Origin of the sequence: Anaplasma platys (assembly GCF_012790675.1) — a bacterium.
GTDB lineage: Bacteria > Pseudomonadota > Alphaproteobacteria > Rickettsiales > Anaplasmataceae > Anaplasma > Anaplasma platys.
Genome location: NZ_CP046391.1, coordinates 1,099,756 through 1,107,960, shown reverse-complemented (window position 1 = coordinate 1,107,960; position 8,205 = coordinate 1,099,756). Strand labels below are relative to the sequence as shown.

The 8,205-nt window shown below is 46.4% G+C and carries 8 protein-coding genes; 1 reads left to right on the top strand and 7 read right to left on the bottom strand.

Translation table 11 applies throughout. From position 1 onward, the window contains the following. Positions 1-53: 53 nt before the first annotated feature. The 3 genes from ANPL_RS04275 to ANPL_RS04265 all read right to left on the bottom strand — a co-directional run bounded on the left by ANPL_RS04275 (position 54) and on the right by ANPL_RS04265 (position 2,529). Positions 54-206 carry a hypothetical protein gene (locus tag ANPL_RS04275; protein ID WP_169193498.1) on the bottom strand — a complete coding sequence of 51 codons (153 nt, stop codon included), beginning with the start codon at positions 204-206 and terminating at the stop codon, positions 54-56. Positions 207-692: 486 nt separating this feature from the next. After that, on the bottom strand, positions 693-1,667 hold the full coding sequence (locus ANPL_RS04270) for a P44/Msp2 family outer membrane protein (RefSeq protein WP_169193497.1): 975 nt from the start codon (positions 1,665-1,667) through the stop codon (positions 693-695). A gap of 304 nt (positions 1,668-1,971) precedes the next feature. Continuing rightward, complete coding sequence (locus ANPL_RS04265) at positions 1,972-2,529, bottom strand: helix-turn-helix domain-containing protein (protein WP_169193496.1); 558 nt, start codon at positions 2,527-2,529, stop codon at positions 1,972-1,974. A 237-nt stretch (positions 2,530-2,766) separates the two neighbouring features. On the opposite strand from ANPL_RS04265, the gene ndk reads away from it, so the two are divergent. Further along, complete coding sequence (ndk, locus tag ANPL_RS04260) at positions 2,767-3,192, top strand: nucleoside-diphosphate kinase (RefSeq protein WP_169193495.1); 426 nt, start codon at positions 2,767-2,769, stop codon at positions 3,190-3,192. Positions 3,193-3,234: 42 nt separating this feature from the next. On the opposite strand, the gene ANPL_RS04255 is transcribed toward ndk, so the two are convergent. The 4 genes from ANPL_RS04255 to ANPL_RS04765 form a co-directional block, all read right to left on the bottom strand. Beyond that, positions 3,235-4,446, bottom strand: a complete 1,212-nt coding sequence (locus ANPL_RS04255; RefSeq protein ID WP_169193494.1) for a CCA tRNA nucleotidyltransferase — start codon at positions 4,444-4,446, stop codon at positions 3,235-3,237. A gap of 295 nt (positions 4,447-4,741) precedes the next feature. Next, complete coding sequence (gene recJ, locus ANPL_RS04250; protein ID WP_169193493.1) at positions 4,742-6,505, bottom strand: single-stranded-DNA-specific exonuclease RecJ; 1,764 nt, start codon at positions 6,503-6,505, stop codon at positions 4,742-4,744. A gap of 67 nt (positions 6,506-6,572) precedes the next feature. Further along, positions 6,573-8,006, bottom strand: coding sequence for an isocitrate dehydrogenase (gene icd, locus ANPL_RS04245; RefSeq protein ID WP_169193492.1), 1,434 nt, complete (start codon positions 8,004-8,006; stop codon positions 6,573-6,575). Further along, positions 8,003-8,205: hypothetical protein (locus ANPL_RS04765; RefSeq protein ID WP_236822818.1), on the bottom strand; the 203-nt coding region annotated here is incomplete at its 5' end. The genes ANPL_RS04765 and icd, both read right to left, overlap by 4 nt.

Here is an 8,205-nt window from a genome sequence, read left to right as displayed (position 1 = left end):
AAACTGTCATCGCCACCGCTCCACTTAGCGCAAGTTTTCTTTCCTTCATTTCTTTATACCTCACTTCCTTTTACAATAGCTTCCCTTCGCCACACACCTTTTTCCCGCGCGCAGCACACCTCCACAGTGTTCCTCGACTCCCCCGTACTCTCACCAACCGACACCAGCTTCACATTCCACAGCTCAACCAGGAGCAAGCACAGCATCTAACCAGCTACCATCCTCAGCCAAAAACTAAACTTCCCACTTAATCAAAACTCACCTTCCACCGTGGCTCAAAATCCTCCAATCACCAGCAACACAAACCGGCTCCTGCAGCTCCCAATGCTATACCCCCCCTACACAAGCCGCTACCAAACCCAAACAACTCCTAGAAGCAACACGCCACTCCGTGACCACCAATACAAAAACATCCCCGATCCCAATACCTTCACCCCATTTTGTACACAGACAGGGGCAGGCATGCAACCAGCTCACTGACTAAGTTATACTAAAAAAGAATTAAGTCAAGAGAACAGAAGATATATTTTGCAATTTAATGGCGTAGCTTAACGATTGATTAGTAATCTATGGTCCGCAACCTCAAGGTGCACCAGATCAAGAGCCAGAACATCGCCGCAGCAACAGCTGTCTGTAATATTCCCTATCAACGCCGATATCCCTGTGTGCGCAGCCGCTATAGAGCCTCTGCCTTAGAAAACAAGACGCACCCCAAGCTCAAACCCGTAGTACGCTAGCGATAAATTTGCATCTGGGTACAACAGGTGAATGGGGGCTGGGGGAGCAGAAGATGTTGCAGCAGCACCTGATCCACTGCCTTCTGCACCAACTGACGCGGTCTGAGGCGTGGGCAAACGATGTTTCACCTTTACCTGAGAGATTTTCCTTCCACCTATTGTGGATACGTATCCAGATAGGAAGATGACGGTCTTTTTGCCGACAAAATATTGCAATCCACCTTTGAATTGATAGGTTAGCCTTTGTTCCAGAACACCTAACAGTTTGGCAAAGCTAACCCCTACACCCACGCACGCACTAGGTGCGATGCTAGAGGTTGCTGGCATCATGTCGTAGCAGGCATTTGCCACCAGCGAAGTGATGGCAACATCCCTGTTTTCCAAGGTGACGAAGTACTTTTGTGCCTCCAGTATCTGAGCAGGGTACGATATATTCTCACTGGGTTTAGCAGCGGCAAATATATAAGCGTTCTCTACAGGATTCCATTTACTGCCATTTACCTGGAAACGCGAACGCATAGCCTCTGCTTCAAATCTCATAATACCGGTGGTATAACCCGCTGTTATTGAAAAGGCTCCTGCGTCCTTTAAATAGGTTGGCGAGTACCTACCTTGAAAATCATCGGTAGATGAACCAAACCCTTCAGGGCTTGAGGGAGCAGGGGTGGCAGGTCCAGCAGCTTCGTCAGCTGCGGGGGCTTCCGGGGGTTTCTTTTCCTGCACCGCGCTCACAAGATTCAGAGTCTTCCCGCCGCTTTCCAGTGTAAGGCTTCCGAAATAGGGTGCACCGTACTTATACTGAACGCTGGCAAAAAAGCCGGATGCACCCTCGTGGTACGAAAAATCCACGGGTTGTGGAGAAGCAAATGATACGGAGGGCAACCCAAGCATGAACACTGCAAACGCGAAAACCCGGATTCTCTTCTTCATCACTTATACACCGACACCTTACATATTCCACAGTTCGTAGCATAGAAGCACCGTGATCATGTGTCAAAGAACATAGACACGATTTTTCTCTCTATAGGTCTAACATAAAGGAGTTCTTAAATAATTTGGGTGAAGCACCGATTTACGTGGTGTTTTTTGGAGAGTAGGGCAACTTTCACTGGTACTAAGCGCACCAAAAGGTAACCGTACTATGCGGGCAGCGCAAACCATAAAGAAAAGCCACCCGCATACCAGCACTTCCGATACGCAGGAACAGGGTCCTGGCGAACTTATCGCATGTTAACTAATCTTCCGTGCCTGTCCCAGATTCGTAATCTGAATCTACATAGGAATTCTCATAATCATCATTGCTAGATTGCTCAGCACACATTACCTTTACTAATGTGTGTATTGCACCACGCATTTTTTCGCTCTTAATTTTACGATATGCTCTCACAAGCATCAGAACTTCCTTACCGTCGTTGTAGTTGTGGTTGAACTCCTCTAAGGATGTCTCATCACCGTCTTTTAAGAATGATGTTCCTGATGTATCAGTTCCTTCGGTTATCGAGCGCAGGTCATTTTGAAGTTTAGATATTAAATCGTTGATTTCAATACCCAAAACCCTGGCCAATTCATACAATCTGCTAATAACTATACGATTTGTTCCCTTTTCGTACTTTTGTACCTGTTGGAAAGTAATTCCCAATCTACTAGCCAGCTGATTCTGGCTCATTCCCTTCATGATACGCTGCTTCTTTATCTCTCTTCCTACATACTCATCAACTGGGTGGGGCCTCACCTTTCCCTCCACTGTTATAGGGATTGAACTTTGGTTTTGTGCTTGAGAAGTCATAAACATTATCCCATGTGTTACTCAGATAACTTAGGATAAATCATACATTATAGCAATGCAACAGTTATTTAACGTGTGCTTATGAGAGTAAAACCGTGGATAGTATGCTAAATTAGCAATAAAATCGACAATATCACAGGGAGAAGGGAAGATGCGCTGAATATTAGATGAAAGATTTGCTAACACTTGCTTGTTTAAGTACAGATATGCTAGCATCAACCGTTTTATGCTTTGGAGCTCACTGTGATTGAAAAAACACTCTCTATTTTAAAGCCTGATGTGGTTGGGCGTGGAATTGTAGGGAAGGTGATTTCCTACATAGAAGCGGCAGGGCTTAGGGTAGTTGCGCAGAAAATGTGTACATTGTCCCAGCGGCAGGCGGAAGAGTTTTATGCTATTCACAAAGATCGGTCGTTTTTTCCGGACCTCATAAAGTTTATGACGTCTGGTCCCGTTGTGGTTCAAGTGCTCGAAGGGGAGAGTGCTGTCAGTTTGTACAGAGAAGTGATGGGGGCTACTGATCCCATGGCGGCAAAGGCAGGCACAATAAGAAGAGACTTTGCTGAAAGCATAGACGCGAATTGTGTTCACGGATCTGACAGCTTGGAAAACGCGGGAAAAGAAATCGGGTTCTTCTTTAGCGAATATGAATTGTTGGACTTGCAGTAGTCCAGATCTTTGGGTTATAGAGAAGTTATTCTCCGCAGGGGCTTAGCCAAGCAGGCTTTTTGCTAATGTGATGAGCTGAGCCTTTGTTGTGTTCTGTGGGTCAGATTCCCAAACTGCTTTCAAAGCCTCCAGCGTTTTACCCACGAGTTTTCCCTCTCTGAATCCGATTTCTGTCAAATCTTTCCCGGTGATGGGCATTCTTATGGGCTTAAAACAGGCTGTTTTTTCTATGTGTTGCAATAACATATTCTCTTGTATTCCGTGACTCTTGAGAAAATTGATAATTAGGAGGTCAATGTATGTTTCCACCCCAAATTCATTCATGTATTTTTGTTGCTGAGCAGTTGATAGTGGAAGATTCAAGTCTGTGCTGAGGAAAATCTCCAGTAATTTTTTCTCTTTTCTAGATAGCCGAAAAAGAGCAGATAGGTGATCTACAAACTGGCCTATTTCCGGACTTTTCGTGCTTTTTAAAATTGCTGCAAGTTTTGTGATAGGGTGCCTGCAAGCCAGGTGCTTTGAGTGCAAAGGAGTGAGATCGATATGATATATTGTTGGAATAATCTGTGCTAAGACGCCACATTGTTGCATAGTCGTCATGGTCCCGGCACAGTTAGCGCAAGATAAGAGCTTGAAAAATTCACTTCTAATTCGTTCTTTTGACAAAAGAGACAGATTTTTAGCATACCTCCCGCAGACGCTAACTATGTCCCTCTCTAGTGCCTTATCGCTACAAATGGACGCATGGAACCTGAACACCCTAAGTATTCGGAGAAAATCCTCATTGATGCGTGTTGCTGCATCTCCTATGAATGCTACCCTCCTGTCCCGCAAGTCCTGTATGCCGCAGAAATAGTCGTAGATCTTACCATGCTTATCGCAATATAGGGCATTAAATGTAAAGTCTCTCCGTGACGCGTCTTCCATCCAGTTATCTGTAAAAACTACCGATGCATGGCGTCCGTCGCACCCATTATCTCTCCTAAGTGTGGTTACTTCATATGTGGTACCTGAAACTACAGCTGTTATGGTGCCGTGTTTAAGTCCTGTGGGTATAGCTTTTATGTTATGTTTAGCGAAGGCTGCAAGAACTGCTTGTGGCACTAGAGTCGTCGCCAAATCTATATCCGTGGTTTTTCTACCGATAACGGCATCTCTGACACAGCCGCCAACCAATCTTGTGTCGCCATTGTACCTTTCCAATACATCTATTATCAGCTTTATCGCAGGGGCATCGATTAGTTTTTGTGTCATCCTGATACTACTAGTATTTCGCTGATCTTAACAAACTTATGCGTACAAATCAGTAAATTTCGTTTAATATAGAACGGGCGCCTAGCGCCATATCTTTGCTGAAAAAGGCAGTGAGCGGACTGTGGTATCGTAGTGCATTGGCCGCTATAGAGAAATGTTTACTACGATGCACTGCACTGTAGGGCAAGAGGCATTTACATACTGCACAATACATTACGAGCCTCCCCACTGAAGAGATGAGCTGCGGTTTCAGGGATTAGTCCATGCTAAGCGTCGGACAACGCCGGTTCTAGCACTAATTAACTTCAGCTAAATCGTCTATTACAAACTGGACATACTCATTACCACGCCAGTAGTTCATGCTCACTTTTCCTAAGAGATTGACGCAGCGGGTTTGACGCAATAACCCCTCGCCCAGCGTAGATCCCATGCACTTGAAACAGATTCCCCTTACCGTAATGCCGCTTCCGTCATCGATTGAACACCTTATATTACTTGCCCCCACTATAGCCGGATTCTTGATTCTAACGTTTTTTAATATGAATCTTGGCTCAGGGTTGCCGGTTCCGTATGGTTCCAAAAGTTGCAGTTCCCTGCAAAGGCGTGTCGAAACTGCTTCTGTTGCCAAAACACCTGATGCGATGTAGTACTTTTGTATCTCTATGTGTGCCACTTTTTGCAGCAAGAACTCATACAGACGGTCAATGGAATCCCGATGTACAGAAAACCCTGCAGCCATTTCATGTCCTCCACCTTCTGGTATTATTCCCTCCAATTTTGCAGATAAAACCGCTGCGCCGATATCCACTCCAGGTACCGATCGCGCACTCGCTTTTCCCATGTCTTTGTCGCCAAGTGATATAACAATTGCAGGTAAGAAAAAACGCTCTTTCAAGCGCCCGGCAACTATGCCAATGACGCCCATATGCCAGTTGCCCGCCACCATTATGATTTTTTTTCCTGCCGCAACAAGCTGTTCGGCCTGTGCAGTGGCCTCTACTAAACTTGCCATTTCTATTTCCTTTCTTTCCGCGTTTAGCTTAACCAGTAGAGTGGCAATGCTGGCGCATTCAAATGTGTCGTCGCTGGACAAAAGCCTGGCGCCCAAACTTGAATTTCCAACCCTGCCGCCAGCGTTGATGTGTGGTCCGATGCTGAATCCAAGATGATAGGTAGTAGGGAGTTCATCTATGCCTATAATATCGGATAAGACTCGGAGTCCAACATTATTACGTTCCGCCAGAACTCTGAGACCTTGTTTTACGAATGCACGATTTAGCTTCAGCATTGGCATAACATCGCAAACTGTTCCCAAGGCCACAAGATCGAGGTAGCGCATCAAATCGGGCTCCTCCTTGCCGCGAAAGAAATCACGCTGCCTGAGGGTTTTATGTAGTGCTACAAGCAATATGAAAGAGGTTCCCACTCCTGACAAATACGTATAAGCTGAGGACTCATCCAATCTATTAGGATTTATCACGGCAACAGCATCGGGGAGTATGTCAGATCCCATGTGATGGTCCACAACTATGACGTCAAGCCCACACGCCTTCGCTGCAGCTAGTGGTTTGTGAGCAACAGTTCCGCAGTCGACCGTGATACAAAGACTGTGTCCCAGTTTTTTTAAATTGATAAGCGCCGCAGAATTTGGTCCATAACCCTCTTCTATTCGGTCAGGTATGTATATTGTGGCTTTGACTCCAATATTGTTCAGGTAGCGTTTCAACATTGCGGAAGATGTTGCACCATCAACGTCGTAGTCACCAAATATCACCACGGATTCATTGTTTGCAAGAGCGTAACATAGCCGTGCCACAGCCTTGTCCATATCCAGCAAGTGAAACGGATCAGGTAGCAAAAGCTTCAATGTCGGATTAAGAAAACTTCCTATGTCTTCAAGCGGGATTTGCTTTACAGCCAAAACTTGCGCAACCACTTCCGTTAGACCAAACCGTTGTCTTATAGCTACAACATCCCGATATGGAGGAGTGCTCAATTTCCACAGAGCACCACTTACTCCTAAGCACTCCACAGATTGCTGACTAAGATCCTGCAACATATTCACTGGTATATTGGCATCTTCCCATATCTAAACCATTTACACAAGCACTCAGACTATGTCGCTACTAAGGAGTGAAAAACCCCTCGACCCCGTCAAACGTGTACAACTTCACCATTTTTGCCGTTGTAAGACCTAAACTTTCCACGCCCTGAATAAGCTGCGACACCGACACGTCCCCTTCTGTTTGTTCTGGCGACATAAACCGAAGGGTTACAAGGTCAGTGTGTGGCCACGAATAGGGCGCAGCCGGCCACAGCTCCATACCTTTTGCATAAATCAGCGCCAGTTGAAATGGTTGCTGAACAGCTTCTGCGCACGCCTTAGCCAACGCTTCTAGCTTGTTACTTTCCTCACCCCAGCGCACAGTCAAGTCCACTCCCGCAAGAGTCCTCCTTTGCGCTGCGGGAAAATGTGTTTTTACTCCACAACGAGCACTTTGCAGTTTCACCGCCAGGCCACGCAGCTGCGATGGTGTTGAGCCTAGATTGTTAACGATTGCCCGGGCAAAATCCGTTGTTGTGACCAAGCGCACACTCGTTTGTGGGTTAAAAATGTCAGCTGTGTGTATCCCATCCTCCAGAGTCTTCAGAAGAGCGTTAGATATTGTTACCGCCCTGTCAGCTCTGTTTAGGTGTACCAGCATCTGAACCGCGGCGTTGAGCAGCCCCGAAGGGTTAGCTACATCCTTACCTGCAAGGTCGGGAGCAGAACCATGAACAGCCTCAAACATCGAATATGTATCACCTATATTAGCACTTCCAGCCAACCCTATGGACCCAGCTGCTAGCGCTACTACATCGGACAATATATCCCCAAACAAGTTTGTCGTTACCACCACATCAAAATTCTCGGGTTGAGAGGCAACTTTTGCCATTCCGATGTCCACGATGAAACAGTCCGCCTCAATTTCCGGATACATGGCAGCAACTTCCAAAAACGCGCGCCTAAAAGCTCCATCGGTTAGCTTCATGATGTTATCCTTAACAAGGCAAGTCACCTTGGAGCGATTGTTGCTTTTTGCATATAAAAACGCGCGCTCACAAATCTTCAAGGACGCAGAGTTTGTGGCAATTTTTGTGCACTCGTACGCATCCTCTGATAGTTGATACTCAATTCCACAATAAGTATCCTCCTCGTTTTCCCTAACAACCACTATGTCAAGATTGGGGTGAACAGAGGGGACGATAGGGTGATAAGACACAACTGGCCGGATGTTCGCGTACAGACCAAGGCGCTTACGCAGCGCTACATTCAAGCTCTTGTGTCCTTTACCCTGCGGAGTCATGGTTGGGGCTTTCAGCAAAACCTTCGTCCTCTGGATTGACGCCCACGAAGAGGGAGCAATACCACACGGCCAATCGCGCCTATACTGAGCACTTCCTATCTCAGCAGTTTCAACAGAGATTCCCGCGTCAGCCTCCTTCAAAACAAAAAGCACGGCCTCCATAATCTCTGGGCCTATCCCATCGCCATAGGCAACCGTCACCGGCAAAGTCATGCGTAGCCTCCTACAACCCACTGCCTGCAGTTTACTGTAAATTTCAGTTTTTTCATAGTGCCTTCAGTTTTTGTTGACGGCGGTCCAGCACAGCCTCGCGCGATATGGTTACCCTCGAAAGGGGCCCACAAAAGCCACGCATTAGCAATAGCGTAATTTTTGCTTCTACCAGAAGCCGTGGCAAAATTGATGTTCGTCC